General features: G+C 65.5%; 30 protein-coding genes and 1 tRNA gene. 9 read left to right on the top strand and 22 right to left on the bottom strand.

Annotation, left to right across the window (positions count from 1 at the left end):
- Nucleotides 1-10: 10 nt before the first annotated feature.
- Nucleotides 11-1,258, bottom strand: coding sequence for a phosphonoacetate hydrolase (gene phnA, locus AAFG07_RS19095; RefSeq protein WP_342729189.1), 1,248 nt, complete (start codon nucleotides 1,256-1,258; stop codon nucleotides 11-13).
- 25 nt (nucleotides 1,259-1,283) lie between these two features.
- A complete protein-coding gene (gene psrA, locus AAFG07_RS19090) occupies nucleotides 1,284-2,414 on the bottom strand; it encodes an iron-containing alcohol dehydrogenase PsrA (RefSeq protein WP_342728597.1) in 1,131 nt (376 codons plus the stop codon).
- Between the two features lie 80 nt (nucleotides 2,415-2,494).
- Here psrA and AAFG07_RS19085 point away from each other — a divergent pair, with 80 nt between their 5' ends.
- Nucleotides 2,495-3,403, top strand: coding sequence for a LysR substrate-binding domain-containing protein (locus AAFG07_RS19085; RefSeq protein WP_342728596.1), 909 nt, complete (start codon nucleotides 2,495-2,497; stop codon nucleotides 3,401-3,403).
- Here the strand turns inward: AAFG07_RS19085 and AAFG07_RS19080 are convergent.
- The 4 genes from AAFG07_RS19080 to AAFG07_RS19065 are packed head-to-tail and all read right to left on the bottom strand — an operon-like array spanning nucleotide 3,372 to nucleotide 6,002.
- Nucleotides 3,372-4,538: an MFS transporter gene (locus AAFG07_RS19080; RefSeq protein ID WP_342728595.1), complete on the bottom strand. Its 1,167-nt coding sequence runs from the start codon at nucleotides 4,536-4,538 to the stop codon at nucleotides 3,372-3,374. The genes AAFG07_RS19085 and AAFG07_RS19080 overlap by 32 nt on opposite strands.
- Nucleotides 4,535-4,960 carry an arsenate reductase (glutaredoxin) gene (arsC, locus tag AAFG07_RS19075; protein WP_342728594.1) on the bottom strand — a complete coding sequence of 142 codons (426 nt, stop codon included), beginning with the start codon at nucleotides 4,958-4,960 and terminating at the stop codon, nucleotides 4,535-4,537. Before arsC ends, AAFG07_RS19080 begins: the two co-directional genes overlap by 4 nt.
- The gene (locus tag AAFG07_RS19070; protein ID WP_342728593.1) at nucleotides 4,957-5,643 is read right to left on the bottom strand and encodes an MIP/aquaporin family protein; all 687 of its coding nucleotides are present in this window, start codon (nucleotides 5,641-5,643) and stop codon (nucleotides 4,957-4,959) included. Before AAFG07_RS19070 ends, arsC begins: the two co-directional genes overlap by 4 nt.
- Entirely contained in the window at nucleotides 5,643-6,002 is a 360-nt protein-coding gene (locus AAFG07_RS19065) for a metalloregulator ArsR/SmtB family transcription factor (RefSeq protein ID WP_342728592.1), read from the bottom strand. The genes AAFG07_RS19070 and AAFG07_RS19065 overlap by 1 nt, the downstream gene beginning before the upstream one ends.
- 49 nt (nucleotides 6,003-6,051) lie before the next feature.
- On the opposite strand from AAFG07_RS19065, the gene AAFG07_RS19060 reads away from it, so the two are divergent.
- Entirely contained in the window at nucleotides 6,052-6,582 is a 531-nt protein-coding gene (locus AAFG07_RS19060) for a DUF6428 family protein (RefSeq protein ID WP_342728591.1), read from the top strand.
- Between the two features lie 40 nt (nucleotides 6,583-6,622).
- Here AAFG07_RS19060 and AAFG07_RS19055 read toward each other — a convergent pair whose 3' ends face one another.
- From AAFG07_RS19055 to mgtE, 3 genes are all read right to left on the bottom strand, one after another.
- Nucleotides 6,623-6,832 carry a hypothetical protein gene (locus AAFG07_RS19055; protein WP_342728590.1) on the bottom strand — a complete coding sequence of 70 codons (210 nt, stop codon included), beginning with the start codon at nucleotides 6,830-6,832 and terminating at the stop codon, nucleotides 6,623-6,625.
- Between the two features lie 372 nt (nucleotides 6,833-7,204).
- Complete coding sequence (locus AAFG07_RS19050; RefSeq protein ID WP_342728589.1) at nucleotides 7,205-7,525, bottom strand: helix-turn-helix domain-containing protein; 321 nt, start codon at nucleotides 7,523-7,525, stop codon at nucleotides 7,205-7,207.
- A 94-nt stretch (nucleotides 7,526-7,619) separates the two neighbouring features.
- The gene (gene mgtE, locus AAFG07_RS19045; RefSeq protein ID WP_342728588.1) at nucleotides 7,620-9,041 is read right to left on the bottom strand and encodes a magnesium transporter; all 1,422 of its coding nucleotides are present in this window, start codon (nucleotides 9,039-9,041) and stop codon (nucleotides 7,620-7,622) included.
- Between the two features lie 84 nt (nucleotides 9,042-9,125).
- Between mgtE and AAFG07_RS19040 the strand changes: the two genes are divergently transcribed.
- Both AAFG07_RS19040 and AAFG07_RS19035 read left to right on the top strand, forming a co-directional pair.
- Nucleotides 9,126-9,941, top strand: coding sequence for a polysaccharide deacetylase family protein (locus AAFG07_RS19040; protein ID WP_342728587.1), 816 nt, complete (start codon nucleotides 9,126-9,128; stop codon nucleotides 9,939-9,941).
- A gap of 95 nt (nucleotides 9,942-10,036) precedes the next feature.
- Nucleotides 10,037-11,413, top strand: coding sequence for a polysaccharide deacetylase family protein (locus AAFG07_RS19035; protein ID WP_342728586.1), 1,377 nt, complete (start codon nucleotides 10,037-10,039; stop codon nucleotides 11,411-11,413).
- 8 nt (nucleotides 11,414-11,421) lie between these two features.
- Here AAFG07_RS19035 and AAFG07_RS19030 read toward each other — a convergent pair whose 3' ends face one another.
- The 3 genes from AAFG07_RS19030 to AAFG07_RS19020 form a co-directional block, all read right to left on the bottom strand.
- Entirely contained in the window at nucleotides 11,422-11,796 is a 375-nt protein-coding gene (locus AAFG07_RS19030) for a hypothetical protein (RefSeq protein ID WP_342729188.1), read from the bottom strand.
- A 232-nt stretch (nucleotides 11,797-12,028) separates the two neighbouring features.
- Nucleotides 12,029-12,113 (bottom strand) — tRNA-Leu (locus AAFG07_RS19025).
- A 92-nt stretch (nucleotides 12,114-12,205) separates the two neighbouring features.
- A complete protein-coding gene (locus AAFG07_RS19020; RefSeq protein WP_021080574.1) occupies nucleotides 12,206-12,451 on the bottom strand; it encodes a FliM/FliN family flagellar motor switch protein in 246 nt (81 codons plus the stop codon).
- Nucleotides 12,452-12,511: 60 nt separating this feature from the next.
- Here AAFG07_RS19020 and lipB point away from each other — a divergent pair, with 60 nt between their 5' ends.
- A complete protein-coding gene (lipB, locus tag AAFG07_RS19015) occupies nucleotides 12,512-13,240 on the top strand; it encodes a lipoyl(octanoyl) transferase LipB (RefSeq protein ID WP_342728585.1) in 729 nt (242 codons plus the stop codon).
- Between the two features lie 3 nt (nucleotides 13,241-13,243).
- On the opposite strand, the gene AAFG07_RS19010 is transcribed toward lipB, so the two are convergent.
- Nucleotides 13,244-13,669: a 4-oxalocrotonate tautomerase family protein gene (locus AAFG07_RS19010; protein WP_092114882.1), complete on the bottom strand. Its 426-nt coding sequence runs from the start codon at nucleotides 13,667-13,669 to the stop codon at nucleotides 13,244-13,246.
- Nucleotides 13,670-13,782: 113 nt separating this feature from the next.
- Here AAFG07_RS19010 and AAFG07_RS19005 point away from each other — a divergent pair, with 113 nt between their 5' ends.
- Entirely contained in the window at nucleotides 13,783-14,640 is an 858-nt protein-coding gene (locus AAFG07_RS19005) for a LysR family transcriptional regulator (protein ID WP_342728584.1), read from the top strand.
- 20 nt (nucleotides 14,641-14,660) lie between these two features.
- On the opposite strand, the gene AAFG07_RS19000 is transcribed toward AAFG07_RS19005, so the two are convergent.
- The 4 genes from AAFG07_RS19000 to AAFG07_RS18985 are packed head-to-tail and all read right to left on the bottom strand — an operon-like array spanning nucleotide 14,661 to nucleotide 17,779.
- On the bottom strand, nucleotides 14,661-15,086 hold the full coding sequence (locus AAFG07_RS19000) for a hypothetical protein (protein ID WP_342728583.1): 426 nt from the start codon (nucleotides 15,084-15,086) through the stop codon (nucleotides 14,661-14,663).
- A gap of 10 nt (nucleotides 15,087-15,096) precedes the next feature.
- Nucleotides 15,097-16,533 (bottom strand): TIGR01777 family oxidoreductase, encoded by a 1,437-nt coding sequence (locus AAFG07_RS18995; RefSeq protein WP_342728582.1) that lies wholly within the window; start codon nucleotides 16,531-16,533, stop codon nucleotides 15,097-15,099.
- Nucleotides 16,530-17,195 carry a DUF4166 domain-containing protein gene (locus AAFG07_RS18990; RefSeq protein ID WP_342728581.1) on the bottom strand — a complete coding sequence of 222 codons (666 nt, stop codon included), beginning with the start codon at nucleotides 17,193-17,195 and terminating at the stop codon, nucleotides 16,530-16,532. The genes AAFG07_RS18995 and AAFG07_RS18990 overlap by 4 nt, the downstream gene beginning before the upstream one ends.
- Before the next feature lie 26 nt (nucleotides 17,196-17,221).
- Complete coding sequence (locus tag AAFG07_RS18985) at nucleotides 17,222-17,779, bottom strand: MarR family transcriptional regulator (RefSeq protein WP_212318486.1); 558 nt, start codon at nucleotides 17,777-17,779, stop codon at nucleotides 17,222-17,224.
- A gap of 239 nt (nucleotides 17,780-18,018) precedes the next feature.
- Here AAFG07_RS18985 and AAFG07_RS18980 point away from each other — a divergent pair, with 239 nt between their 5' ends.
- A complete protein-coding gene (locus AAFG07_RS18980) occupies nucleotides 18,019-18,831 on the top strand; it encodes a methyltransferase domain-containing protein (protein ID WP_342728580.1) in 813 nt (270 codons plus the stop codon).
- 7 nt (nucleotides 18,832-18,838) lie between these two features.
- Here the strand turns inward: AAFG07_RS18980 and AAFG07_RS18975 are convergent, their stop codons facing one another.
- The 5 genes from AAFG07_RS18975 to AAFG07_RS18955 form a co-directional block, all read right to left on the bottom strand.
- Nucleotides 18,839-19,138 (bottom strand): acylphosphatase, encoded by a 300-nt coding sequence (locus AAFG07_RS18975; protein ID WP_342728579.1) that lies wholly within the window; start codon nucleotides 19,136-19,138, stop codon nucleotides 18,839-18,841.
- Entirely contained in the window at nucleotides 19,135-20,001 is an 867-nt protein-coding gene (locus tag AAFG07_RS18970) for an isocitrate lyase/PEP mutase family protein (protein ID WP_342728578.1), read from the bottom strand. The genes AAFG07_RS18975 and AAFG07_RS18970 overlap by 4 nt, the downstream gene beginning before the upstream one ends.
- 104 nt (nucleotides 20,002-20,105) lie before the next feature.
- Nucleotides 20,106-22,121 carry an acetyl/propionyl/methylcrotonyl-CoA carboxylase subunit alpha gene (locus tag AAFG07_RS18965; protein WP_342728577.1) on the bottom strand — a complete coding sequence of 672 codons (2,016 nt, stop codon included), beginning with the start codon at nucleotides 22,119-22,121 and terminating at the stop codon, nucleotides 20,106-20,108.
- A 166-nt stretch (nucleotides 22,122-22,287) separates the two neighbouring features.
- On the bottom strand, nucleotides 22,288-22,494 hold the full coding sequence (locus AAFG07_RS18960; RefSeq protein ID WP_016840474.1) for a hypothetical protein: 207 nt from the start codon (nucleotides 22,492-22,494) through the stop codon (nucleotides 22,288-22,290).
- 53 nt (nucleotides 22,495-22,547) lie between these two features.
- Nucleotides 22,548-22,676, bottom strand: a complete 129-nt coding sequence (locus AAFG07_RS18955; protein WP_342728576.1) for a hypothetical protein — start codon at nucleotides 22,674-22,676, stop codon at nucleotides 22,548-22,550.
- Nucleotides 22,677-22,834: 158 nt separating this feature from the next.
- Between AAFG07_RS18955 and AAFG07_RS18950 the strand changes: the two genes are divergently transcribed.
- Both AAFG07_RS18950 and AAFG07_RS18945 read left to right on the top strand, forming a co-directional pair.
- Nucleotides 22,835-23,632: a thermonuclease family protein gene (locus tag AAFG07_RS18950; RefSeq protein ID WP_342728575.1), complete on the top strand. Its 798-nt coding sequence runs from the start codon at nucleotides 22,835-22,837 to the stop codon at nucleotides 23,630-23,632.
- Nucleotides 23,633-23,797: 165 nt separating this feature from the next.
- Nucleotides 23,798-26,266 (top strand): PAS domain-containing protein, encoded by a 2,469-nt coding sequence (locus tag AAFG07_RS18945; protein WP_342728574.1) that lies wholly within the window; start codon nucleotides 23,798-23,800, stop codon nucleotides 26,264-26,266.
- Nucleotides 26,267-26,268 lie beyond the last annotated feature (2 nt).

The following is a 26,268-nucleotide window of genomic DNA, read 5'->3' as shown; positions in this document are numbered from 1 at the left end:
GGTCCGGATGTCACTGGACGCGGTTAAGCGCGACGTCGAAGGCGTCGAAGTTGCGCAAGGCGTGACCGGCCGGCAACGCGATCTTGCGGTTCGCGATCAGCGGCACCCGCTCCTCGGTCAGCCCGCCATGCGAGCGCAGCGGCTCGGTCAGGCCGGACAGATCGTGACGAGATTCGCTAGTGCCGAGCACCTTGTGCCTGGTCGAGATCACGACGATGTCGCCGATCCGGTCGGGCGGCAGCTCGAACCGGGTGCAGGCATCCTTGCGCGGCAGCGCCACCTCGATACCCTTGATGTCGCGCAGCCGCATCAGCAGCGCGTCGACGTCGGCGCCATCGGGCGTGTAGATCGTCGCGAACGAGCCGAGCGAGCCGTGATGGGCGACATAGGGATCGGTGATCGGCAGGATCACGCGCGCGGCGCCCGTACCCGTCCAGTCGTCCATGACGTCCTGGAGGTAGATCACGTCGGGCTTGCCGTCGGGCAAGAACTTGTCGTTCATGCCGTGGTCGGCGGTCGCCACGATGTTGCAGCCGAGCGCATCGAGCCTGGCGAGATAGCCGTCGATCATCGCGTAGAAGTCGTTGGCGACCTTGGTACCGGGCCCGACCTTGTGCTGGATGTAATCGGTGGTCGACAGGTACATCAGGTCCGGACGATAACGCTCGACCAGCTTGACGCCGGCCGCGAACACGAAGCGCGACAGATCGGCCGAATAGACCCCGGGCAGCGGCAGGCCGACGAAGTCGAGCACATTGTCGATGCCGTTGGCAGCCCTGGTGGCCTGGTCGGCTTTCTCCGACGAGAACGCGATGGCACGGCCGCTCGCATAGTCGAGCCCGTAGGCCAGCAAGGTGCGCAGCTTGTCCTTGGCGGTGACCGCGGCGACCTTGTAGCCGGCGTCATGGACGCCGGCGAGGATCGTCGGCGCGCGCAAAAACTTCGGATCGTTCATCATGACTTCGGCGTCGTTCGCCGTGTCGTAGAAATAATTGCCGGCGATGCCGTGCACCGCGGGCGGCCGTCCGGTGATAATCGAGAGGTTGTTCGGATTGGTGAAGCTCGGGATCACGCTGGCGGCATGCACATGCGCGCCCTCCTTCATGAAGCGCGCGAAGGTCGGCGCGACGCCGGCCTCGATCGCCTGCTCGATATAGCCGGGTTCCGAACCGTCGAGGCAGATCACGACCGTCGGCCGCGTCGGCGCGTCGTAATGGCGTCCGTTGACGGTGATGGTTTTGCGATTGTCTTGCATGATATCTCTCCGTGTCACTGCGCCGTCGTCACGCACTTGCCGCGCTCGGCATCCGCAGCGTCTGCGATGCCTCGATCAGCCGTTCCTTGGACCCCAGGAAGTTGCGACCGCGCTCGCCCTCGAGCGAATCCGCGATCAGCGCGTGCCACTCGCTGCGCTCGATCCTGTAGGCGGCCGGATTGCAGGAAATGCCGAGCCGCGCCATGAAGTCTTCGAGATCGTCGGCTGCGCGCGCCAGGTCGGCGCCGAAGATCTGCCGGAGGCTGTCCTCGCAGAGCCCGCCCGCCCCTTTCACGCTGCGCAACACCATCGGCAGCGAGAACGAGCAGGCGATGCCGTGCTGCACGCCGTGCCGCAGCGTGATCGGATAGGACAACGAATGCGCGATCGCGGTCTTGGTGTTGGAGAACGCGAGGCCAGCGAACAGCGCCGCCTGCGCCATGCGGCTGCGCAGCTCGAGATTGCCCAGATCATTGGCGAGCCTCGGCAGCACGTCGAGAACGCCGCGCGCCGCCGCCACCGCATGGTTGGCCGACACCGGATTGTTGTTGACGTTCCAGATGCTCTCCAGCGCGTGCGACAGCGCGTCGAGCCCGGTGCTGATGGTCAGAAGCTGCGGCTTGCCGAGCATCAGGCGCGGATCGATCACCGCATGGGTCGGATAGAGCGACGGCCGCGCCAGCGAGTATTTCTTGCCGTTGGCCTCGTCCCACACCGTGCCCCAGCACGTCACCTCGCTGCCGGTGCCTGCCGTGGTCGGCACCGCGATAATCGGAATGGCGGACAAGCGATCGGCGCCCTGCTGCGTTTCCAGATAGGTCTTGACGGTCGCGAAGTCGCCGCCGGCAGCCGCGAACACCTTTGCGGAATCGATCACCGAGCCGCCACCGAGCGCGACGATCACTTCGGGCTGTTTGGCGAGCCCGGCAAAGCGCGCGGTCTGTTCGGTGAGCAGGCGGTAGTCCGGATTGGGGGCGACGTCGCGAATGGTCAGGACCGAAGCACCCGCCGCAGCGCGCAGTCGCCGCTCGAGCTCGGCGAAGACCGGCTCGCCATAGGTCACGAGCGCATAGGCACGCTTGCCGATCAGCGCCGGCAGCTTGTCGAAGCTGTCGGCTCCGAATTCGACTCTTACCGGGTTGGAATAACTCCAGTCCATTCGCGCGTCCTCCATTTGGCGCGAACGTACGGCCCCGGCTGGTATTGACAAATTCATTCTTCGGATGCGTTCTATTGATTATGTCAATAGTATTCAGCCAGCTTCGCGCCTTTCATGCAGTCGCCGCGCATGGCGGCTTCACCGCGGCGTCGCGCGTGCTCAATGTCGGGCAGCCGACGCTGACCATTCAGGTCAAGGAGCTGGAAGAGACCTACGGCGTCGAGCTTCTGATCCGCAAGCCGCGGCACACCGAGCTCACCGAAGCAGGCGCCGCGCTGTTCGAGATCACCCGCGGCATCATGACGTTCTGCGACGAGGCACACGAACTGTTGGCCGCGCACGGCAAGGCGACCAAGGGCCATCTGCGGGTCGCGACCGTCGGGCCGTTTCATGCCACCGAGATCATTGCGGCGTTCAAGCGCGATCACCCCGACGTTCAGATCTCGACCCTGCTCGGTAATTCCGAACGCACCCTCCGCCACATCGTCGACTTCGAGGCCGACGTCGCGATTCTGGCCGAGGTCCCGGAGGATCCGCGCGTCACCATGATCCCCTATCGCACGCACCGCGTGATCGTGTTCGTCAACCGCGACCATCCCTGGTTCAAGCGGAAATCGGTCAGGCTGCGCGAGCTCGCCGACCAGCCCATCGTGCTGCGGGAGCGCGGCTCGACCACGCGGCGCGCGTTCGAGGCGACGATGCAGGCCGAGGGCATCAGGATCGAGCCGGTGTTCGAGATCGAAAGCCGCGAAGGTGTGTGGAAGGCGGTCGAGCGCGGGCTCGGCATCAGCGTCGTCGCCGACTTCGAATTCGTGCCGCATCCCAACCTGCGCGCGCTCGAGATCAGCGACCGCACCATCAAGACCCAGTACAGCATCGCCCATCACAGCGGGCGCGGCCACTCCCCGATCATCAAGGCCTTCATCGATACTGTTCGGCGGATGAAAGGTCGCGACGCTACCGCGAGAGGCTCTTCGGTTCGGCCTTGAGTGCGAACAACGCCAGCAGCGCGGCGAGGCTGAGAGCCGACGTGACCGCGAACGTATAGCCGCCGAGCGGAGAGATCAGGAATCCGAATACCAGGGGCGCAATGGCTTGAGACAGCCGCGACGGCGCGCCGAGCAGCCCCAGCCGGTAGCCGTAATCCTTCGGGCCGAATATTGCGAGCGGCAGCGTGCCGCGCGCAATCGTCAGGATGCCGTTTCCGGCACCATGCAGCAGCGCGAAGATCCCGGCGGAGCCTCCGCCGAACAGGCCGATGACGCAGGCGCCCAAGGGGTGCGTGATGCAGGCCAATCGCGCCGACCAGAGTGGATGGACGCGCTTCAGCAGGCTCGCCTCGACAATCCGTGCCACCACCTGCGCCGGGCCGATCAGCGCGCCTGCCGCGATCGCCTGCGTTTGCGTCGCGCCGAGTGACTCCAGAATTCGCGGCAAATGAACCGCCATCGCCGACGTGACGCTCCAGGCGGCCGCGAAGGCAAACGCGAGCAGCATCATCGCGCGGTCGATCGGAATGTGCGGCTTTGGCGTGTCAGCCGCGATCCGATGCTCGCTCTTCAGTTTGGGGACCACGAAGGCGTTGAGCGGCAGGCAGATCAGAACGTGCGCCGCCGCCCAGCCGAAGCAGGTCCAGCGCCAGCCGATGGTTGCGAGGCCCCACGCGGTGAGCGGCCAGCCGATCGTGCTGGCAAACCCCGCGATCAAGGTGATGCCGGTGATGGAGCGGCGTGCCGTGTTGCCATAGATGCGCCCGAGCGCCGCGAAGGCTGCATCATACAGGCCTAGGCCCATGCCGACGCCGAGCAGCAGCCAGCTTGCGGCCATCAGAACGCGGCCTTGCGAAAGCCCGAGCAGGATCAGGCCGGACGCCAGGATAAGATTGGACGCGCAAAGCACTTCGCGCCCGCCCATGCGGTCGATCTGGCGGCCGACGCGCGGACCGAGCAGTCCTGATATCACGAGCGCCATCGAGAACGCGGCGAACAGCCAGTTCGTGGATATGCCGAGGTCCCGCGCAATCGGGTCCGCGAGAATGGCCGGCAGATAGTAGCTCGACGCCCAGGCCAGGGTTTGCGTGGTGCCGAGCGCGACGATCAGGAGGTTATCTGCACGGCGGCTCATTCAGCGTGCGCATCCGGCGTCCCCGGCGGAATCACTTCGCCGTCTTCCTTGACGAACCGGCCGATGTCGGCAACGGCGAGGAGATCGAGGACGGCCTCGGACGGCCGGCACAACTTCACGCCTTTCGGCGAGACGACGATGGGCCGATTGATCAGGATCGGATGCGCCATCATGAAATCGATCAATTCGTCGTCGCTCCATTTCGGATTGGCGAGATCGAGCGCGGCATAGGGCGTGCCTTTCTCGCGGAGCAGCGCGCGCGGTGTCATGCCCATGGCAGCGATCAGCGCGATCAGCTTGTCGCGCGAGGGAGGAGTCTTGAGATATTCGACGATCTCGGGCTCCTCCCCGCTTTGGCGGATCATTGCCAGGGTGTTGCGCGACGTGCCGCAATCGGGGTTGTGGTAGATCGTGATCGTCATTGGGTGACTTCCGTTGTGGTTTCAGCGTGGCGCAGCAGCCAGCTCATGAATGTCAGCGCGACCACGGCCCCTAAGATTTCGGCGACGACGAATCCCGGCAGATCCTGCGCGCGGATGCCGGAAAACGTGTCGGTGAACGATCGCGCGATGGCAACGGCCGGATTGGCGAAAGACGTGGATGCCGTGAACCAGTACGCGGCCGTGATGTAAAGCCCGACCAGCCATGGAATTGCGGCCTCACGAAACCGGAGGCCACCGATGATCGTTGCGATCAATCCGAACGCGGCAACGAATTCGGCAAACCATTGCGGAAATCCCGTCCTTGCCTTCGCCGAGAATTCCAGGAGCGGCAGGCCGAACATGGCGTGCGCGACCATTGCGCCGAGGATTCCGCCGAGCACCTGCGCCGCGACGTATTGCGCGGCATGCGGCGGACGGAGTTCGCCCTTGAGCATGAACACCAGCGTGACCGCCGGATTGAAATGCGCGCCGGATATCGGTCCGAGGATCGTGATCAGCACCACCAGAATGGCACCGGTCGGAAGGGTGTTGCCGAGCAGCGCCAACGCCACGTCCTTGGTCAACGTCTCGGCCATGATGCCGGAGCCCACGACGGTTGCGACCAGAAGCAACGTACCGAGGCCCTCGGCCGCCAGGCGCCGCGGCAGGTCGAAGCCGTGCATCAGGCGCGCGCCTTTTTCTTGGCCGTGGACGGCCCGCACTGAACATCGGCGAGCGCCGGCGCGCAGATTTCCGGGTGGCCCGCGCAGCAATCCTTCATCAGGAAGGCAATGAGTTCGCGGAGGCCAGTGTAATCCGCCGAGTAGATGATCGAACGCGCCTCGCGGCGCGGCACGATCATGCCCGCATGCTCGAGGTCCTTCAGATGGAACGACACGTTGGATGGCGATACTTCGACCGCCTCGGCAATCGCCCCTGCCGCCATACCATCGGGGCCGGCCTGCACCAGCAACCGCACGATCCGCAGCCGCGTTTCCTGCGACAGCGCGGCGAAGGCGGTTCGGGCTTGACGCTCCTCCATCTTTCGATAATCCTACAATTCAATAATCATTGAAATGAGGATAGCAGCCGTGAACACGCTTGCCAATACCCGATCGACCGTCGGCGCCCTGCTGCCGGTCGAAGAGCTCTCGTCCGCAGCGCTGCTTTCCAGCCTCGAGGCGCACAGGGAGAAGCCGCTGATCTTCAGTTACGACGGCCGGGACGTCCGCCCCAGCTACCACGTCACCGAGGTCAAGACCGGCTCATTCAGAGGGCTCGATTGCGGCGCGAACCCCGAGAGCTGGAGCGAGACCTTCATTCAGCTCTGGGACATCGAGGAGGAAAACCGGGGCCACATGCCGGCCGGGAAGTTTCTTGCGATCATCCGCAAGGTCGACGAGGCCGTCGGCTTCGATCCGCAGGCCAAGCTGACCTTCGAGGTGAGCGACGGCGTACGGCCGATGCAAATCTATCGCGCGGAACGCATGGATGCCGACGACGCCGCGATCCGCGTCTATCTTTCGGCGCGTCCGTCGAGCTGCAAGCCGCGCGACCGATGGCTGCAGGAACAGCAGTCGTGCTGCGCGCCGAAAGCCAAGCAACCGTGCTGCGGCGGTTGATCAGCAGACGACCAGCCGGCCTGACGCCCCCGGTCGCGAGCTACCCGTCCTCGTCGAGGCGAGCCAATGCTCCCTCGATGAGCTCGATCTCCTCGGCGAGGGTCTCGTTCACGACCGATGGGCTGAAACCGGGGACGCTGTGCGTTCGAACATCGTCCAGTAGGTGTTGGCGATGGTCTCTCAGCTGTTCCAGCGCCTGACGATTCTTCAGCGACACGTAGCCGGCGATGATCTGCTCGATGGCCTTCATGGGGGAAATCCACGCTTCAAAATGAAAACCTACTGCAATCCTTCGATTAAAGCGGCCAAACCGCCTTCCTGGCAAGCCCCGTGACCGGCGTCTCTGGAATACTGGATCGCCGGGTCGAGCCGGGCGATGACACCGAGATGGTACGCAATGACGGTGCGTCATATCGCGCAAGAACCATCCTCATCGTCGTCCTGGCGAAAGCCAGGACCCATTACCCCAAATGGTCATTGCTGCGCGACGCTGGGGCCCCAATCCCTTTCACAATCACATGCGGTGGCTATGGGTCCCTGCGTTCGCAGGGACGACACCGGTGTTGTGGTCTGCAAGCGCGATCGATCGGCTGACAATCAACGTCGCGCGCGACGTACCCGCTCAAGCCGCCGTCGGCTCGCTCGACAGCGCGGCGAATACCGTCTCCGGCGAATGGGCGATCACCGCGAGCAGCGCGCGGGCGGGTCCCCGCGGGGCGCGCTTGCCCTGCTCCCAGTTGCGGATGGTCTCCACCGGCACGCCGAGCTTGGCGGCGAATTCGAGCTGGGTGAGTTGGGCCCGGCGGCGCAGATCGCGCACGGCCGGTTGCGCGGCCGAAGGCTGTATCGCCGTCTCGGCCGGATGTGCCGGCACGAGCGGAATTTCCTGCCCGTCGCGCAATTCGACGATCCGTCCGTCCGCCTTGAGCCGCAACCGCTGCATGATGGCCCCCGTGATGGCCCCTTTGGAGATAGGACCATCATCCGCCAACCCCGTTAAGGCGCGATTAACGATAAGCGCGCCCGCAGGCGCCGGGCTATTTCAGCCCGAACCACAGCGTGGCGATGCCGAGAAACGAGAAGAAGCCGACCACGTCGGTGACGGTCGTGACGAAGGTGCCGGAGGCAACCGCGGGATCGGCGCGCACCCGTTCCAGCACCATCGGAATCAGGATGCCGCCGAGCGCGCCGGCGACCAGGTTGCAGATGATCGCAAGCCCGATCACGATGCCGAGGCCGGGGATCTTGAACCAGGCCACCGCGGCGATGCCGGTGATGACGGCAAAGGCGAGCCCGTTGACGAGCCCGACCATGGTCTCGCGCAACACCACGCGCGTCGCGTTGAACGAACCGAGCTCGCGGGTGGCGAGCGCGCGCACCGCGACCGTCATGGTCTGGGTCGCGGCATTGCCGCCCTGGCTCGCCACGATCGGCGCCAGCACCGCGAGCGCCACCATCTTCTCGAGCTGGCCCTCGAACAGGCCGAGCACCGAGGAGGCCAGGAACGCGGTGGCGAGATTGACCAGCAGCCAGTTGAAGCGGCCGCGGGCGATGGTCCAGACCGTGTCGGACAGCTCTTCCGGGTGGGTGACGCCGCCCAGCGCCTTGAGGTCCTCGTCGGCCTCCTCCTCGATCACGTCGACGACGTCGTCGATGGTGATCACGCCGACCAGCCGCTCGGTGGTGTCGACCACGGGAGCCGCGACCAGATTGTACTTGCCGAACATCCGCGCGACCTCTTCCTGGTCCTCCAGCGCGGAGACCCGGCGACGGTCCTCGTCGATCAGGTCCTTGACCGGAACCGGGCGGCGCGTGCGCAGCAGCACGTCGAGCGGCACCGCGCCGAGCAGATGCTTGTTGGCGTCGACCACATAGATCTCGTAGAAGCGGTCCGGCAGATCGGGCGTGTCGCGCATGTAGTCGATCGCCTGCCCGACATTCCAGTCCGGCGGCACCGCGATGAACTCGGTCTGCATCCGCCGGCCGGCGGAATTCTCCGGATACAGCAGGCTGCGCTCGATGTCCTCGCGCTCCGCCGCCGGCAGCTTCTCCAGGATCTCTTCCTGGTCCTCTTCATCGAGGCTCTCCAGCAGCTCGACGGCGTCGTCGGATTCGAGCTCGCGGACGCCCTCGGCAACGGTCTCCGGCTCGAGTTCCTCGAGGATCTCCTCGCGGACCGTCTCGTCGACCTCGTTGAGCGCCGAGAAGTCGAAGTCCGTGCCGGTGATCTCGACCAGGGTGACGCGGTCGTCCGGTTCCAGCGCCTCGATCAGGTCGCCGAGATCGGCCTCGTGCAGTTCCGCCACCACCTCGCACAGCAGGGGCCGGTCGGCGGCATGGATGGCCCGGGTGATCTCCGTGACGAATTCGGGGCGGAGCTGGCCCTCCTCGTCCCGCATCGGCATCCGGGCGAGCGGGTCGGCCTCGGCGGGTTCGGCAACGTCGATATTCTCGGCCATGCCGTGTTTCGCCGGTTTGACAGGAAGGGAAAAACTGCTCTGATGAGTGCGGAACGGATTACCTAATCGGTGGGGCCCAGTGCAATGAGAAAGATGTCGAGCGCACCGCGACCGATCCTGAACATTGTCGCGGCGCTGATCGCGCTCGCACCTGTCGCGCTGATCAACTCGGCGAAGGCCGCCGAATGCCCGCGCAAGGACGCACTCGGCACCTCGCGCGTGCTCGAGGTCGACCCTGCGACCTATCCGCGCGTCGGGCAGAAGAGCTTTCCGCAGACCCTGCCGCTGCGGGATGGCGAAGTCGTGCTGACCTTCGACGATGGGCCGACGCCTGGCGTCACCGACAAAGTGCTGACGGCGCTGGCAACCGAATGCGTGCAGGCCACCTTCTTCATGGTTGGCCGCAATGCAGCCGATCATCCCGACATGGTCCGCAAGATCGCGCGGCTCGGCCACAGCATCGGCTATCACAGCTGGGACCATCCGCATCTCAACAAAATGCCGACGGATCAGGCCGAGGCGAACATCAATCGGGGGATCGAAGCGGTCCAGACCGCCCTGCGCGGCACCGCGAGCACGGTCCCGAGCACGCCGTTCTTCCGGTTCCCCTATTTCGAGTCGACGCCCGCCCTGCTCGAGCGCATGGAAAAGCGCGGTATCGCGGTGTTCGGCGCCGATTTCTGGGCCAGCGACTGGAACAAGATGACCCCCGAGGAGGAACTCAAGCTGCTCATCGGGCGGCTCGAGGGCCATCGCAAAGGAATTATCCTGCTGCATGACCCGCAGATGCGAACAGCCGAGATGCTGCCGGCCTTCCTAAGGTACCTGCAGGAGCATAATTATCACGTCGTCCACATCGTCCCGGCGGCGTTGAAAACCGTGTCTGACCGGACACATTGAACCCGGGACCCAAGGTGGATTACAGACCGTTAAGGCGGCATTCATGGGGCCGCACCTAAGGATTCGTCAGTGCGTTTGGAATGCGGCCGAGATCGATGATTGCAGACGTCCTGGTGATAATCCGGAAGCGGTCGCGGACCGTGGTCGGCGCGGCGCTGCTGGGCTGCTGCTTCATGACGCCGCAGGCCGCCCTCGCCGCGGATTGCCCGGGTAACCCCAACGCGCTCGGCACCTCGCGGACCATCGTCGTCGATCCCAGGGAGCATCCGCGGATCGGCACCATGCAGTATCCGGAGACGCTGCCGCTCGCCGATCATGAGGTGGTGCTGACCTTCGACGACGGACCGCTGCCGAAATACAGCAACCAAGTGCTGGCCATCCTCGCCAGCCAATGCGTCAAGGCGACCTTCTTCACCATCGGCTCACAGGCCCGGTTCAATCCGGAAGGCGTGCGCAAGCTGATCGCCGCGGGGCATACCGTCGGCACGCACAGCCAGAACCATCCGTTGACGATGAACAAGATGCCGCTCGAGCGCGTGCGGCAGGAGGTCGACGACGGCATCGCCTCGACACTCGCCGCGCTCAACGGCGACAGGAGCAAGCTCGCGCCGTTCTTCCGGATCCCCGGCCTGATGCGCGCCGAGATCCCCGAAGCCTATCTGGCGTCACAGGGCATCCAGGTCTGGAGCGCCGACTTCCCGGCCGACGACTGGCGCCACGTCTCGCCGCAGCGGGTCTACGACCTCGCGATCCAGCGGATCGAGGCCAAGCACAAGGGCATCCTGCTGCTGCACGACATCCAGCCGCGCACCGTCGCGGCGCTGCCGCGCATCCTCAACACGCTGAAGGAGCGCGGCTACCGCATCGTCCATGTCGTGCCCGCGACAGCGGACCGCCCGGCGACGCCGACCGAGCCGCAGCAATGGTTCATGCGTCCGCCGACCGAGACGGTCGCGATCACGCGCTGGCCCAAAATTCCGAACTTCGTCTTCACCGCGACGCGGACGCTGCCGGCCCCGGTGTTTGCCGACATGGATTGGCGCGATGCCGACGTTCTCGATCACGCGCAGCGCGCGCGCGTCGGCGCATCCGTGCGCACGCTGTGGCCGCAGCCGCAGCTCACCCAGCTCGCGTCGGTCTCGACATTGCCGATCCCGGCGGCTGACGTGTTTCGCATTCCCGAAGCGCTGGACCTGACCCTGCTCGCGGCCCGCTCGGCGGCCGATCGCCGTCTCGCACAGCGCGCGACAGCTGTCCCCGGCGTCGGCGCGCCGCGCGCGCAGGCGATCTCGGCGCGCCAGGCCAGGCACCCGAAGCAGGCCGCGCATCAGATCCCCGCTGCGGCTCACGGCCGACTTCACGCCGCGCCGCTGCATGTCGCACCGCCGGCCGCGAGCAATGCGTCGGTCCACGTCGCCAAGCGCGCCCCGCGCGCGGAGGCCTCGGCGGCCAGCAAGCGCGTGCCTGACTAGAGCGCGATCTAGCTGACCACGATCTTGGCGACGCAGAGCAGGATCACCAGCGCCAGGAAGAAGATGTCGATGTAGGATTTGATCTCGCCGGCGTGCCTGAGTGTGGTGACATCGGCGACGATCTGCTTGCGCGAGGCCACCGCATTGGGCCCCTCGCCGGCCGCAGCGGCTAGCCGCCGCGTCTCGCCTTCAAGGCGCTCGATACGCTGGAAGAAATAGAACGAGCGCAGGCCGGACAGAGCATGCATCGTTGCATAGACCAGGACCAGGATCGCGACCGTCGCGCGCTGCTCGTATTTCTCCAGCAGGTTCAGCGTGAAGTAGACCAGCCCCAGGAACACGAAGTTGGAGAGGATACGGTAGGCGTAGCTAGCAAAGATCATCGAGGTCTCCGGCTGGGGCAGGCTCGCGCCGCGCGGTCGGGAGACGCGGCCGCCTCCAGTCGGCAGCGCCACACCGGCAAGGCCATGCATCCGCGAATCTACCTGACCGGTGTTACAGGACCGCATCGACCGGCGCTTTCACGTCGCCGGCCGGCACTCGTCGGACCTGCCCCAGGGCGCGGGGCCGGCACGCCTTCGAAAAGTCCAGCGATTTCAATGATCAGCTGAGGTGTGGTGCGCTCGGAGGGACTCGAACCCCCACGGTGTTACCCACTGCCACCTCAAGGCAGCGCGTCTACCAATTCCGCCACGAGCGCTAAGGATGTCGGATGGAACCCTAAGGCGCCGCCGCATCGAGGGGGCCATGTAACAAATCACGGATGCAGGGACAAGGCGCTTGATGCGTGAATTAACTGCGAACCCCGGGAGATTTCGGCAGCATCTGCTTGACCTCGACCGCAATCCGGTTGCGGTCGACCAGGACGACGCCGCTGGCCACCGGCAGGTTGTTGGCGAGGATCTTGACCTCGTCCGCCTCGGTGGCATCCAGTTCGATGATGGCGCCGCGGGACAGCCGCATGACCTGGTGAATCGGCATGGTGGTCGTGCCGAGAACCACCATGAGATCTACGCTGACTTTATCAAGCGTGGGCACTTCTGAACCACCGAACGGGAACTAAATTGTGGGTTCACCTGACCACGTTAGGGTTAGCTAATGGTTAACGACCGCCAAAGCCTCGATTTGACGACCTTTGCGCGCCCTTCGGGCAGCGAAGCGGTCGAATGGCGGATCTCGGACCGTCCTGTGCCCTACCCCGATTCGCTCGCCGAGATGGACGCAAGGGTGGCGGCGATCGCCGAGGGCGCGGCGCCGGAACTGGTGTGGCTGCTCGAGCATCCGCCGCTCTACACCTCCGGCACCAGCGGCAAGGCCGACGATCTGCTCGACCCACGGTTTCCGACCTTCCAGAGCGGCCGCGGCGGCCAGGTCACCTATCACGGCCCGGGCCAGCGCGTGACCTATGTGATGCTGGACCTCAAGCGGCGCCGGCCGGATGTGCGCGCCTATGTCGCCTCGCTGGAGGAATGGATCATCCGAACGCTGGCCGCCTTCAACGTCCGCGGCGAGCGCCGCGAGGACCGCGTCGGGGTCTGGGTGAGGCGCCCGGACAAGGGGCCGGGCCATGAGGACAAGATCGCCGCGATCGGCGTGCGGCTGCGCCGCTGGGTCTCGTTCCACGGCATCGCAATCAATGTCGAGCCCGACCTCTCGCACTTCCAGGCGATCGTGCCCTGCGGCGTGGTCGATCCGCGCTACGGCGTGACCTCGCTGGTCGATCTCGGACTGCCGGTCACGATGGCCGATGTCGACATCGCGCTCCGGCAGGCATTTTCCGAGGTGTTCGGCGACACCGCGGCGCGCCTGCCGGAAGCAACGCTGTAAGGCTCACGCCGCCTTCTGCGGCGCCACCTCGAGTTTGCCGGCGATGTAGCGGCGCTCCTGGGTCAGTCCGCCGAAGCCGTAGGCATCGCCCTTCACCTCGTCGACATGGGCGTAGCTCTCGGTGTGGAGCGGCCCGAGCAATTCGCCCATCCGCTTGAACAGTGCCGCGAGATAGGCCGCCTTCTCGTCCTTGGTGTTGGTGCCTTCGGTGACGTGGATGTCGAGCCAGTAGCTCGCGAGCCCCTGCTCGGCAAGCGACTTGCCGCCGGCGAACCAGTCGGCGGCGTCGGCGGACTTCACGATGATTGCCGTGACCTTGGGGTCCTTGTGCAGGATCCCCGCGGTCAGCTCCGACACGGCAGCGGCGATGTCGGACTTTAGCGACGGCCTCTCGCGGGAGGTCGCATAGGTGACGGTGATGAGCGGCATGATCGGTCTCCTTGAATTCGGTTGGCGGGTCAATCGCGCCTCCTCTAGCTAGACCTTTGCGTATCATCTTGATATCTTATCCATATTGATAGCAATGATAACGTTTATTGATTATGACGGCGACACTCGATATCGACACCGTGCAGGCCTTCCTCCTCGTCGCCGAGCTGCAGGGCTTTACCCGCGCCGCCGAGGCGCTCGGCACCACGCAAGCGGCGATCAGCATGAAATTGCAGCGGCTGGAAACCGTGCTCGGCAAGCGGCTGGTCGAGCGCTCGCCCCGCGCGGTGCGGCTGACCGCCGATGGCGCGGCCTTCCTGCACCACGCCCGCGCGCTGATCGAGGTGCATGACCGTGCGCTCTCGGGCGAGACACCGGCGCGACAGCAACTCACGCTGGGAATTAGCGATCACGCCGCGGGCCCCGAGTTGGTGCCGCTGCTGGAACGGCTGCACGCAATGGCCTCCCAGCTTGCGCTTGCCGTGACCATCGGCTTCTCGCGCGCGATGCTCGATGCCTACGACGCCGGCGAACTCGATGCGGTGATCGTGCGGCAGGAAGGCAGCCGGCGCGGCGGCGAGAAACTGACTGAAGACGAATTCGGCTGGTTCGCCGCCAAGCGCTTCGTCTGGCCGCGCGGCGATGTGCTGCCGCTCGCTACGCTGGCGCCGCCGTGCGGGGTGCGCGCCCTCGCCGTGCGGGCGCTCGACAAGGCCGGCATCGCGTGGACCGAAAGCTTCGTCGGTGGCGGCGTCACGGCGGTGGTCGCCGCCGCGCTCGCAGGCCTTGCCGTTGCGCCCCTCGTCCGCCGCATCGCGCCGCCCGGATTGATAGACATCGGACCCGCGCACAAGCTACCGCGGCTCGGCACGACAAAGGTGATGCTACACTCGAAGGTCAGCGATCCCGCCAAGCTGGCGGCGTTGCGGACGCTGGCAGCGACGTTCCGCAGCGTGGCCTCTGCAGCATAACATGAGCATGCCGCACGGGCTCACATGGAGTGCTCGCCGGCCGCCAGTTCGCGCATGACGAACCAGTAGGTGAGGCCCGCGATAAATCCGGCGGCGACGAACAGGCAAACCAGTCCGGAGGTCCACACAGCCGGCGAGCGGATCAGCACGCTGATGCTCAGCGCGCCGATCGCGGCGCCGGCGCAGGCGAAGAAGCCAGCGTCGCGGATCTGGAACTCCTCAGTGAGCCAGACGACGATCGCAGCCGGAATTGCGGTGAGCAGACAGGTGATGACGAGCACCGCAGCCGATGGAATCAGCAGCAGGACGATGCCGTACAGCAGCCGCGCGACATCGCCGTGCGAAGTCACTATCAGAATGGTCTGACCGACCGCGGAAATCACCGCGGTTGCGGCGCCACAGCCCGCGAGCCACCCTCCGAACGCGCGCGTACAGATGCTGGACATACTGGCCTCCTCACAAGATCGCTTCGAACGCGCTGCGCAAGGTTTCGTGGCGGAACACAAAGCCGTTGCTGAGCGCCTTGTTCGGCAGCACGCGCTGGCCGCCGAGCAATAGCTCATTGGCGAAGTCGCCACCGACAGCGCGGAGCAGCGCGGCAGGCACGCGGAAGATCGCGGGCCGGTGCAGGCGCCGTCCCAACTCCTCGGTGAATTTCGTGTTGGTCACGGGGATCGGCGCGGTCGCGTTGATCGGGCCTGCGAGCTCCGGCTTCGCGATCACATGCGCGATCAGGCGCACCAGATCGTCGCGCTCGATCCATGACATCCACTGCTTGCCTGAGCCGAGCGGGCCGCCGAGACCGAATTCGAATGGCGTCAGCATCCGCGTGATGAAACCGCCGTCGGTGCCGACCACGAGACCGATCCGCAAATACGCTACGCGCACACCGTGGTCGGCGGCGGGCTTGGCCGCATTCTCCCAGGCCTCGCACAGTTCATGACTGAAGCAAGCGTGGGATTTCGCCGACTCCGTCAGCACCTGGTCCTGCCAGAGACCGTACCAACCGATCGCGGAGCCGCTCACCAGCACCGACGGCTTGCGTTCGAGCCGCGCGATCAGCCCGACGACCTCGGCCGTCATGTTGACACGCGAGGCGATAATCTTACGCCGCTTGGCCTCGGTCCAAAGACCGTTGCCGATCGGCTCGCCCGCGAGATTGACGATGGCGTCGATCCCTGAATCGGCGGGCACCTGGTCAAGGCTCGTGATCAGCGTCACCGGCGGCGGCAGCATCTCGGCCTTCGCCGGGTTGCGGATCAGCGCAATCACCTGATGGCCGGATGCGGTGAGGCTTGCGGCCAGGCGGCTGCCGACGAATCCGGTTGCACCGGTGATGAGCACGGTCTGCCGCGCCGGCAATTTCTCGACCAAGGAGGCGGCCGGCACGCTGACCATCCGTCCCAGCCGCCTGGCCGCAGCAAAGTCGCGCGCACCGAACAGCGCGGCGCCGAAGGCCGCGACCGTCGCAAACAGACTTAAGGCACCCGCATAGGCCGGCATGACAGCCGTCGGCAGCATCGCCCAGCCGATCAACACCGGCACCAGCAGCACCAGGATGGCGCCGTAGTTGATCGCGAGCAGCGTATGATTGATCCGCTCGCTCGGCGGCAGTTTTCGGCTCAGATCCTCTTCGACGAAATCCATCAGCGTGATGACGACCTCGACGACCAGCATGGCCATGATGGCAATCGCAAGAATGCCGTGCACCTCCAGCCAGCCGAGCACGAGGAACAGCAGCGCATAAAGCATGTTGCGCACGCTGTGCAGCTGAAGCTCGTGGCGCTGCGAGGGACGCCAGGCCAGCCGCTCGGTGAATTCGTGGTGATAGAAGGTATCGAACGCGCCCATCGCGATCTGGATCGCGACGAGGGTCCACAGCAGCGGCGTCATGACGAGGCCTCCCTGAACACGGCGGACTGACGGATCAGCCGGCCAAAACGTGGGTGGATGATCTCCAGCGTGAAGCGGAAGTCGCCGCAGCCGAGATCGGAATGGGTCACGGTGAGATCGCCGGGCGTGAGCCAATCGGGCAATTGCATCCGAAACGGCCCGAGCCGCAGCGAATAGCCGACGCTATGAAACACCAGCGCCTCGTGCTCGACCGCGATCCGCAACGCCATGCTGACGCCGAAGCCGACATACTCCTCGAGCCCGGTCGGCCCGGCAAAGCGCTTGGCGGAATGAATCACCTGCGGGAAGCCGTCGCGGCGCGCGCAGATGCGGGTCCAGATCTGGCCGCCGCTCGCGGCGTCCTCGGTGACGGTGACGATCATCGGCACGCCGGTCTCGGTGCCGGTCGGAAGCGGTCCGCCGATCAGCCGTGCGGCCTGTGCCAGCCACCAGCCGGCGCGGCTGCTCGAGGCTTCCTCGACCTCGCCGACATAGACGACGGTGTTGCCGTCCTCGAACCGCTTCGAGAAGCGCCGCCAGATTGCAACCGGCAGGCGGCCCCAATCCTCGTCGGGCAGCAACGCGCGGAAGCGATGGTCGTCGAACAGTTTCGTATCGGAAGCCGGCGCTGTCTTTAAGGTGGATATCCTTGCTGACGCCATCGCACACTCCCGCTACGCCGCTGCCCCTATTTGGCCCTGCCTGTCGGCAGGAAACTCACGATCTTCTCGCCGAGCCTGATCAGCGCGACCAGGCGTGGCCGCGGTACGTTCAGCATCTGCGTGTACCAGCGGTCGACCAGCTCGGTGAATGTCAGCATCTCCTTCAGCCGCTTGCTGGCGAGCGGACTGATGGCGGGATCGTCGGCCGCGTCGGAGACGCAAGCGCGCAGCGCCGCCAGCGCGGGATCGATCTCGCGCTCCTTGCGCCCGGCCGCGATCTTGGCCGCGACCTCCCAGATATCGGTCTCGGCCTCGAAATGGTCGCGACGGTCGCCGAGGATCGGCACCCGCCGGATCAATCCCCAGGACAACAATTCCTTGATCGAGTTGGAGACGTTGGAGCGCGCCATTCCGAGCGTGTCGGCGATGTCCTCCGCGGTCATCGGCGCCTCGGCGAGGTAGAGCAGCCCGTGGATCTGGCTGACCGAGCGGTTGACGCCCCATTCGTCGCCCATGTCGCCCCAATGCAGGATGAAGCGCTCGACGGCGGCGGGAAGTTTTTTCTTGGCGGTTATTTCTGTCATGACAGAAATATCAGATTGTTCGGAGCAGAAGTCAAGGGTCATCGCTGCCGCCAGGGACGCCGCGCGACGCAGCGTGCCCCTCTCGCCTGTGTGACCCCAGCGAAGGTGATCATCACAGATGACGAATTTTCCTTTGTCGCGACCCGCGTCTTCGTCCAAGCTGATCCGGGTGGACGATTTTTCGGCCGGATCGCGGGCTGTCGACATGAGCCAGCTTCACGGCCAACAAGGAGCTTGCGATGCCCGCGTCCGACAAGGAGTTCGTTGGGTCCATTCCAGAACTTTATGACCGGCTCCTCGTGCCGATGATTTTTGAACCCTACGCACGCGATCTCGCACAACGCGCCAAGGCCATTGGCCCGCGCGACCTGCTTGAGACGGCCGCGGGCACCGGGGCTGTCACCCGCGCGCTGTCGGCAGCGCTCGGCCACGACACCCGCATCGTGGCGACCGACCTGAATGAGCCGATGCTCGAACGGGCGAAATCGCGGATGCCGGACGCGGCTGATGTCAGATGGCGGCAGGCCGACGCGCTCAACCTGCCGTTCGACAATGCGAGCTTCGATGTCGTCGCCTGCCAGTTCGGCGCGATGTTCTTCCCCGACAAGCCCAAGGGCTATTCGGAGGCTCGCCGTGTCCTGAAGCCGGGCGGCCGTTTCCTGTTCAGCATGTGGGATCGCATCGAAGCGAACGAGTTTGCCGACGTGGTGACCCAGGCATTGGCAGAGGTCTTCCCGGCCGATCCGCCGCGCTTCCTGGCGCGCACGCCCCATGGCCACTACTCGGCGGACCCGATCCGGGCCGATCTTTTGGCCGCCGGCTTCAGCAAGATCGAGATCGACACCGTCCGGGAGCAAAGCCGGGCGAATGCGCCGCACGATCCGGCGATCGGTTTTTGCCAGGGCTCACCGCTGCGCGGCGAGATCGAGGCGCGCGGCGGGATCGGCCTCGACGCCGCGACCGAGCACGCCGCATCGGCGCTCGCGCGGCGCTTCGGCAAGGGCGCGATCGAAGGCCGCATTCAGGCGCTGGTGATCACGGCTGTTGCGTGACCACGCGTCATACCGTCGGCAGGACCGAGAACCGCTCCCCTGCCCGGCGCAGGTTCAGAAGATCGGAATTGCCTGTTCCGGCGTGCACGGCATCGACCCGCGCAGAGAACGGTCCGCGTCCGCAGGCCGCGATGATGTCGGCGACTACATCATCGGCTCCGGCGAACACCGCTTCGACGCTGCCGTCGCGGCGGTTGCGGACCCAGCCTTCGAGGCCGCGCGAGGTCGCCTGTTCGTCGACCCAGGCGCGATAGCCGACGCCCTGGACGCGGCCGCTGATGGTAACGTGGCGGATCGCGCCGCTCATTTTTTCAGACCGAGGAACTCGCCGCTGCGCGCCTTGGTCTCCGCCTCGCGCATGACGCGGCTGGTCAATTCGGACGAGGCGATGCCTTTCAGATTCTTCGGCGAGGTGCCTTCGCGCAGCGCCCTCAACGTCTCGTAGACGGCCTGGGTTGCGGCCGCGAACGGCGCGTGGCCCTGCAGCGCGATCCTGACGCGCTGGCTTGCCAGATAATCCAGCGCCGTCATCTCCTCCGGCGCGCCGCCAAGCACGATCGGCAGCGTCGTGGCGGCCGAGAGCGCCTCGAGCTCCCCGCGCGACGTGATGCCGGTGAAGAACAGTCCATCGACGCCGACCGCCTCATAGGCCCTGGCGCGAGCGATCGCATCGTCGAGATCCGTGATCGAGACGGCGCCGGTCCGGCCCAGGATGACGAGCGACGGATCGCTGCGGCCGTCAAGCGCGCCCTTCATCTTGCCGACGCCTTCCTCTAGCGAGATCAGCTGCGCCTTGGCCTGGCCGAACGCTTGCGGCAGCCGCGTATCCTCGATGGTGAGGCCGGCGGCACCGGCACCTTCGACCTCCTGGACGGTGCGGCGAACGTTGAGCGCATTGCCGTAGCCGTGGTCGGCATCGACCAACACAGGCAGGGTCGAAGCACGCGACATCCGGCGTACCTGCTCAGCGAATTCCGTCAGCGTGATCAGCGCGATATCGGGATCGCCCAGCACGGCGAGCGACGCCACCGAGCCGCCGAACATGCCTAGCTCGAAGCCGAGATCTTCCGCGATCCGGATCGAGGTCGCGTCATAGACCGAACCCGGGCGAATGCAGGTTGATCCGTTGAGAATCGATCGCAGTGCTTCGCGGCGTTTGCGGAAAGCCATTTGCTATGTCCCCATTCTCGTCATTCCGGGATGGTGCGGTAGCACCAGACCCGGAATCTCGAGATTCCGGGTTCGATGCTTCGCATCGCCCCGGAATGACGGTGCTATGCGAACTCCAGGATCAGCGCGTCGACCGCGAGCGTGGCGCCGGCGGCGGCGTGGATCTTCTTCACCGTACCGTCGCGCTCGGCGCGCAGCACGTTCTGCATCTTCATGGCTTCCACCACCGCGAGCGTCTCGCCGGCCTTGACCTCCTGGCCCTCGGTCACCGCGATCGACACCACGAGCCCGGGCATCGGACACAGCAACTTCTTGCCGGTGTCGGCGGCCGAGACCACCGGCATCAGCCGCGCCGAGGTCGCCTCGGTCTCGGTGAAGACATAAACCGGCACCTCATAGCCCTGATGCGCGAGGCGGAAGCCGTTGTTGATGGCCCGCACCTGCACGGCGACAAAATTGCCGTCGATGGTGCCCTGCCACACCGGCTCGCCCGGCGCCCAGCTCGACACGAGGTTGTGTGGATTGCCCGGCAAGCCGTCGGCGCCGATGAAGCGCACCGCGATGGCGTCATCCTCGCGCGCGACGTCGAGCGCGATCTCGGCGCGGTCGAGCCACACCGCGCGGCGGCGCTCGCGCTGCACCACGCGGCCGCCCATCTGGCCGGAAATCTGCCGCTTGCGCTCGCCCAGCACGTGATCGATGGCGGCACCGACCGCCGCCAGCCGCCGCGCGATCTCGCCCTCGGGCGGACGCGCCGAAAACCCCTTCGGGAATTCCTCCGCGATGAAGCCGGTCGAGAGCCGCCCTTCGCGCCAGCGCGGATGGTTCATCAACGCCGACAGGAACGGAATGTTGTGCCTGATGCCCTCGACATAGAAAGCGTCGAGTGCGGTCGCCTGCGCCTCGATCGCGGCGGCGCGCGACGGGGCGTGGGTGACGAGCTTGGCGATCATCGGATCGTAATGGATCGAGATCTCGCCGCCCTCCTGCACGCCGGTGTCGTTGCGGATCGTGATGCCGTCATGGCTGGCCTCGGCCGGCGGACGGTATTTCACCAGGCGGCCGATCGACGGCAGGAAGTTGCGGAACGGATCCTCGGCATAGACGCGGGACTCGACCGCCCAGCCGGTCAGCGTGACGTCCTTCTGCGCGAGCGCAAGCTTCTCGCCGGCGGCGACGCGGATCATCTGCTCGACGAGGTCGATGCCGGTGATCAGCTCGGTGACGGGATGCTCGACCTGCAGACGGGTGTTCATCTCCAGGAAGTAGAAGCTCTTGTCCTGGCCGGCGACGAATTCCACGGTGCCGGCCGAATCGTAATTCACCGCCTTGGCCAGCGCGACCGCCTGCTCGCCCATCTTGCGGCGGGTCTGCTCGTCGAGCAGCGGCGACGGCGCTTCCTCGATGACCTTCTGGTTGCGGCGCTGGATCGAGCACTCGCGCTCGCCGAGATAGATCACGTTGCCATGCTTGTCGCCGAGGATCTGGATCTCGATGTGCCTTGGATCGACGATGAATTTCTCGACGAAGACGCGGTCGTCGCCAAACGACGACTTCGCCTCGGCCTTGGCGAGGTTGAAGCCTTCGGCGACTTCGCTCTTCGAATGCGCGATGCGCATGCCCTTGCCGCCGCCGCCGGCGGAGGCCTTGATCATCACAGGGTAGCCGATCTCGTCGGCGATCTGGACGGCGTGTTTGTCGTCCTCGATGACACCGAGATGACCGGGCACGGTCGAGACCTTGGCCTTGGCCGCGGCCTTCTTGGATTCGATCTTGTCGCCCATCGCGGCGATGGCGCCGGGGTTCGGGCCGATGAAGACGATGCCGGCGGCTTCCAGCGCGCGCGGAAACGCCTCGCGCTCGGACAGGAAACCGTAGCCGGGATGCACCGCCTGTGCGCCGGTCTTGCGGCAGGCGTCGACGATCTTGTCGATCAGAAGATAGCTCTCGGCGGCGGCGGGCGGGCCGATCAACACGGCGTCGTCGGCCATCTCGACATGCAGCGCGTCGCGGTCGGCCTCGGAGTAGACGGCAACCGTCTCAATCCCCATACGGCGCGCAGTCTTGATGACCCGGCAGGCGATCTCGCCGCGGTTGGCGATCAGGATTCGTTTGAACATGCTCTTCTTGCTTGGGCTTTGGGCAGGATTCCTCCCCGCGCAATCCGGCACGGGCGATTGGCGTAACCACTCCGTCGTACAGCAAAATGCCCCGGAGGCAAATGCAGACCGGGCCCGGCGCTTGGCCGATCCTTGGCCGGTTCTTGGCGGTAGCCGGAGGGGTATTTCAGCCCGAATAAGTCTTGAAGCGGCCGCGCGAATGCGCCTTCGCGACGGCCTTCATCAGCTCGCTGACCTCATTCTCCAGGAATTCATTGGCCACGATCAGCGCCCGGATGGTCGCACGCAAATTGCCGCCGCAGGCGGAAATCGCCTGATCGACAGCCGCCTCCAGCCCGTCATCGTCATCAGATTCGGGCCGTGCAGACATCATGGGGTATCCGGGATTCAGGTGGCACATCATGTTCCTATTATGTTCTCCTGAAGTCAATCGGATCTTTGCTCGGAAGCTGTCTGCCGAGGCCCCTCTCGCTTCCGCCGCCAGCGCACGAGGCATTGCAGGGTCCAGATGTCGGTGATGACATCCGCAATGAGGTTGATGATGAACTCGGCCATGTCAGCATCCCTTCGATAGCAATGTCCGGCCGTTCTACGTCGCGGAATGCCGATCAGGATGTGACGGCGCGCACGCATCGCGTGCGAACAGTCCTTGGTTGGATCGTACCTGCCTGTGCTAGAAGTTCGGCTGCCCGCCAAAGATCTGAAGTGAGAAAATGCGGTTTCGGAATCCGGTCATCACGACGCTTCTCCTGACATGCCTGTCCGCGAGCCCTGTCCTGTCTGCGACGGCTGCGCTGTCTGCGACCGGTGGCCCCTCGGCCACGGCGATCGTCAAGGACGCCGGCACGGTTCAGCTCGGCAATACGGTCTATCGGCTCGACGGCATCGACGCGCCGGCGGCCGACCAGCTTTGCATCGACGAGCACGCCGACGTCTGGACCTGCGGGATTGAAGCGCGCGACCAGCTGACAAAGCTGATTGGCGGCAAACCGATTCATTGCGACGATATCGGCGTCGACCCGACCTTCAAGAAGCGCCGCCTCGGCGTTTGCAAGCTCGAGGGCGACCCGACCAGCCTCAGCCAGGTGATGGTGCAGAAGGGCTACGCCCTCAACGTCGAGACATCGGCCACTGGCCGATTCAAGCCGGATCAAGCCACCGCCACGGACAGTCGTGCGGGGCTGTGGAAGGGCTGCTTCGTGGCGCCGCGCGATTTTCGTCTCGGCAAGAAGGACGGCGCCCTGCTCGGCAACGCCTGCCCGGCCGACCGTGACACGCAGATCCGCAATGCGCTCTTCCCCGACGACCTGCCGATGCCGGCAAGCTGCAACATCAAGGGCAAGTATGCCGTACGCGCCCGCGTCACCGGCAATGTCGGCATCTATCACCTGCAGGCGTGCCGCAGTTACCCGGGCCTCGGCAATCCGGATCGCTGGTTCTGCTCCGAGGAGGATGCGCAGGCCGCCGGGTTCCGCAGGGCCTACAATTGCCGCCCGCCCAAAGGCAAATGAAGGGCAAGTGGATTACACCGTCATTCCGGGGCGCGAAGCGAACCCGGAATCTCGGCTCGATGCTTCGCATCGCCCCGGAATGACGGAGCCAAGTGATCGCCGCAAATCACGCTGGAAAAGCCGCCTCGTCCTGTGTGAAACTGCGCCTAGAGGTTGCCGGCGCGTATGACCCCACCCGATCCCGCTGATGTGCTTCCCGAAGCTGCGGCAGCCGAACGGCTGCGGCAGCACCTTGAGGAGATCGCGCGCGAACGCGACCGCGCCCATCGAGAGCTTCAGGAGCGCGAGGCCGAGCTGGCCCGGATCCAGCGTATCGCGCGGGTCGGCGGGCTCGAGATCGATTTCCGCGACGGCGTGCGCAACCGCCGCTCTCCCGAATATCTGCTGGTGCACGGCCTGCCGTCCGAGGAGGTCAACGAGACCTACGAGAACTGGGTCGCGCGCATCCATCCCGACGACCGCGAGCGCACCATCAAGCACCTGTTCGGCGTGCTCAAGGCCGGCGGCGAGGATTACACCGCCGAGTACCGCATCATCCGCCCGAACGACGGCGAGAGCCGCTGGATCCGTGTCGTCGCCAAGATCGACCGCGACCGCAACGGCCGCGCGCTGCGGCTGGTCGGCGCCGATCTCGACGTCACCGATCAGATGCTGGCGCAGGAAACCCTGCGCGAGAGCGAGGAACGCTTCCGCCTGATCGCCGACAGCGCGCCGGTGCCGATCTGGGTGACCAAGCTCGACCGCACCCGCTCCTTCGCCAACCAGGCCTATCTGGATTTCCTCGGCCTGCCGTTCGAGGAAGCGGTCGTGTTCGACTGGCGCAAGGCACTGCATCCGGATGACCTGCCGAACATCCTGCAGGAGCAGATCACCGGCGAATTGTCGCTCAAGCCGTTCGTGCTCGAGGCACGCTATCGAAATGCCGCCGGCGATTGGCGCTGGCTGCGCTCGGAATCGCAACCGCGCTGGGACCCGAACGGCAAGCATATCGGCTTCATCGGCGTCGCCCACGACATCACGGCGGCCAAGGAAGCCGAGATCGAGCTGCGCAAGCTCAACGAGTCGCTGGAGCGGCGCATCCTGGAGCGCACCGCCCAGCTCGAATCCCGTGAAGCGCAGACCCGCGCGATCCTGGAAACCAGCCATCAATATCAGATGCTGCTCAACCGGGATGGCGACCTGCTCTACACCAACCAGACCGCGCTGGCCGGCATCCGCGCCGAGGCCACCGACGTCGTCGGCAAACCGTTCTGGGACACGCCATGGTTCACTGCGACCGACGGCATGCCGCGCGTGATCCAGAATGCCTTTGCGACCGCAATGCGCGGCGAAGAGGTCAAGATCGAGCTGCAATTGCAGCTGCCGATCGGCGAGCGCTATTTCGATTTCGCGATGCGCCCGTTGCAGGACCAGCACGGCACGATCGTCGGCGCGGTGCCGGAAGCCGTCGACATCACCGAACGGCGCCTCGGCGAGGAAGCCCTGCGGCAGTCGCAGAAGATGGAAGCGGTCGGCCAGCTCACCGGCGGCGTCGCGCACGACTTCAACAATCTGCTCACCATCATCCGCTCGGCGACCGACTTCCTGCGCCGCCGCGAGCTGCCGGATGAACGGCGACGCCGCTATATCGACGCGATCTCCGAGACCGTGGAGCGGGCCTCCAAGCTCACCGCGCAGCTCCTGGCGTTCGCGCGCAGGCAACCGCTCAATCCCGAAGTGTTCAATGTCGGGACGCAGGTCGATAGCGTGGTGCAGTTGATCCGCCCGCTGGTCGGCGCGCGGATTCACATCGAGGTCAGGATCGACGATCCCGACTGCTTTGCGATCGCCGATATCGGTCAATTCGAGACCGCGATGATCAACCTTGCGGTCAATGGCCGCGATGCCATGAACGGCGAAGGCCAGCTGACGATCGGCGTCAGGAAGGTCAAGCACATCCCTGCCCTGCGCGCCCAGGCCTCGCGCAGCGGCGATTTCGTGACGGTCTCGATCCAGGATACCGGCACCGGCATCTCGCCGGAAAATCTCGACGCGATCTTCGAACCGTTCTTCACCACCAAGGAGGTCGGCAAGGGAACGGGCCTCGGGCTGAGCCAGGCATTCGGTTTCGTCAAGCAATCCGACGGCGATATCGAGGTGACCAGCACGCCCGGGCACGGCGCGACCTTCACCATCTATCTGCCGCAGGCAATGCGCCCGGCGGACGCCAAGGTCGCGGCCAGCGCCGGCATCGAGCAGGCCTCGATCGGCCGCGGCTATCGCGTCCTCGTGGTCGAGGACAACGACGATGTCGGCCAGTTCTCCACCGAGCTGCTCGAGGATCTCGGTTATTCAGTCAAGCGCGCTGCCAATGCCAACGCAGCGCTGTCGATCCTCTCCGAGAACGAGTTCGCCGCCGACCTCGTATTCTCCGACGTGATCATGCCCGGCATGAATGGCGTCGAACTCGCCGGCGTGATCCGCGATCGCTTTCCCGGCCTGCCGGTGGTGCTGACCAGCGGCTACAGCAACGTGCTCGCCGAGAATGCGCATAGCGGCTTCGAGCTGATCCAGAAACCCTATTCGGTCGAGGCGCTGTCGCGCACGCTCCGCAAGGCGATCGCCGAGCAGCGGGCGACCGCCTCAAAACCCTGATC

Source organism: Bradyrhizobium sp. B097 (assembly GCF_038957035.1).
Classification (GTDB): Bacteria; Pseudomonadota; Alphaproteobacteria; order Rhizobiales; family Xanthobacteraceae; genus Bradyrhizobium.
The sequence above is the reverse complement of the archived record's forward strand: the minus strand, read 5'-3'. Positions and strand labels throughout refer to the sequence as shown.

Excerpts from the sequence above, each read along its gene's own strand:
- psrA (WP_342728597.1), bottom strand. The coding sequence starts at position 2,414 with ATGGACTGGAGTTATTCCAACCCGGTAAGAGTCGAATTCGGAGCCGAC.
- AAFG07_RS19085 (WP_342728596.1), top strand. The coding sequence starts at position 2,495 with ATGTCAATAGTATTCAGCCAGCTTCGCGCCTTTCATGCAGTCGCCGCG.
- AAFG07_RS19080 (WP_342728595.1), bottom strand. The coding sequence starts at position 4,538 with ATGAGCCGCCGTGCAGATAACCTCCTGATCGTCGCGCTCGGCACCACG.
- arsC (WP_342728594.1), bottom strand. The coding sequence starts at position 4,960 with ATGACGATCACGATCTACCACAACCCCGATTGCGGCACGTCGCGCAAC.
- AAFG07_RS19070 (WP_342728593.1), bottom strand. The coding sequence starts at position 5,643 with ATGCACGGCTTCGACCTGCCGCGGCGCCTGGCGGCCGAGGGCCTCGGT.
- AAFG07_RS19065 (WP_342728592.1), bottom strand. The coding sequence starts at position 6,002 with ATGGAGGAGCGTCAAGCCCGAACCGCCTTCGCCGCGCTGTCGCAGGAA.
- AAFG07_RS19055 (WP_342728590.1), bottom strand. The coding sequence starts at position 6,832 with ATGAAGGCCATCGAGCAGATCATCGCCGGCTACGTGTCGCTGAAGAAT.
- AAFG07_RS19050 (WP_342728589.1), bottom strand. The coding sequence starts at position 7,525 with ATGCAGCGGTTGCGGCTCAAGGCGGACGGACGGATCGTCGAATTGCGC.
- mgtE (WP_342728588.1), bottom strand. The coding sequence starts at position 9,041 with ATGGCCGAGAATATCGACGTTGCCGAACCCGCCGAGGCCGACCCGCTC.
- AAFG07_RS19040 (WP_342728587.1), top strand. The coding sequence starts at position 9,126 with ATGAGAAAGATGTCGAGCGCACCGCGACCGATCCTGAACATTGTCGCG.
- AAFG07_RS19035 (WP_342728586.1), top strand. The coding sequence starts at position 10,037 with ATGATTGCAGACGTCCTGGTGATAATCCGGAAGCGGTCGCGGACCGTG.
- AAFG07_RS19030 (WP_342729188.1), bottom strand. The coding sequence starts at position 11,796 with ATGATCTTTGCTAGCTACGCCTACCGTATCCTCTCCAACTTCGTGTTC.
- lipB (WP_342728585.1), top strand. The coding sequence starts at position 12,512 with ATGGTTAACGACCGCCAAAGCCTCGATTTGACGACCTTTGCGCGCCCT.
- AAFG07_RS19010 (WP_092114882.1), bottom strand. The coding sequence starts at position 13,669 with ATGCCGCTCATCACCGTCACCTATGCGACCTCCCGCGAGAGGCCGTCG.
- AAFG07_RS19005 (WP_342728584.1), top strand. The coding sequence starts at position 13,783 with ATGACGGCGACACTCGATATCGACACCGTGCAGGCCTTCCTCCTCGTC.
- AAFG07_RS19000 (WP_342728583.1), bottom strand. The coding sequence starts at position 15,086 with ATGTCCAGCATCTGTACGCGCGCGTTCGGAGGGTGGCTCGCGGGCTGT.
- AAFG07_RS18995 (WP_342728582.1), bottom strand. The coding sequence starts at position 16,533 with ATGACGCCGCTGCTGTGGACCCTCGTCGCGATCCAGATCGCGATGGGC.
- AAFG07_RS18990 (WP_342728581.1), bottom strand. The coding sequence starts at position 17,195 with ATGGCGTCAGCAAGGATATCCACCTTAAAGACAGCGCCGGCTTCCGAT.
- AAFG07_RS18985 (WP_212318486.1), bottom strand. The coding sequence starts at position 17,779 with ATGACAGAAATAACCGCCAAGAAAAAACTTCCCGCCGCCGTCGAGCGC.
- AAFG07_RS18980 (WP_342728580.1), top strand. The coding sequence starts at position 18,019 with ATGCCCGCGTCCGACAAGGAGTTCGTTGGGTCCATTCCAGAACTTTAT.
- AAFG07_RS18975 (WP_342728579.1), bottom strand. The coding sequence starts at position 19,138 with ATGAGCGGCGCGATCCGCCACGTTACCATCAGCGGCCGCGTCCAGGGC.
- AAFG07_RS18970 (WP_342728578.1), bottom strand. The coding sequence starts at position 20,001 with ATGGCTTTCCGCAAACGCCGCGAAGCACTGCGATCGATTCTCAACGGA.
- AAFG07_RS18965 (WP_342728577.1), bottom strand. The coding sequence starts at position 22,121 with ATGTTCAAACGAATCCTGATCGCCAACCGCGGCGAGATCGCCTGCCGG.
- AAFG07_RS18960 (WP_016840474.1), bottom strand. The coding sequence starts at position 22,494 with ATGATGTCTGCACGGCCCGAATCTGATGACGATGACGGGCTGGAGGCG.
- AAFG07_RS18955 (WP_342728576.1), bottom strand. The coding sequence starts at position 22,676 with ATGGCCGAGTTCATCATCAACCTCATTGCGGATGTCATCACCGACATC.
- AAFG07_RS18950 (WP_342728575.1), top strand. The coding sequence starts at position 22,835 with ATGCGGTTTCGGAATCCGGTCATCACGACGCTTCTCCTGACATGCCTG.
- AAFG07_RS18945 (WP_342728574.1), top strand. The coding sequence starts at position 23,798 with ATGACCCCACCCGATCCCGCTGATGTGCTTCCCGAAGCTGCGGCAGCC.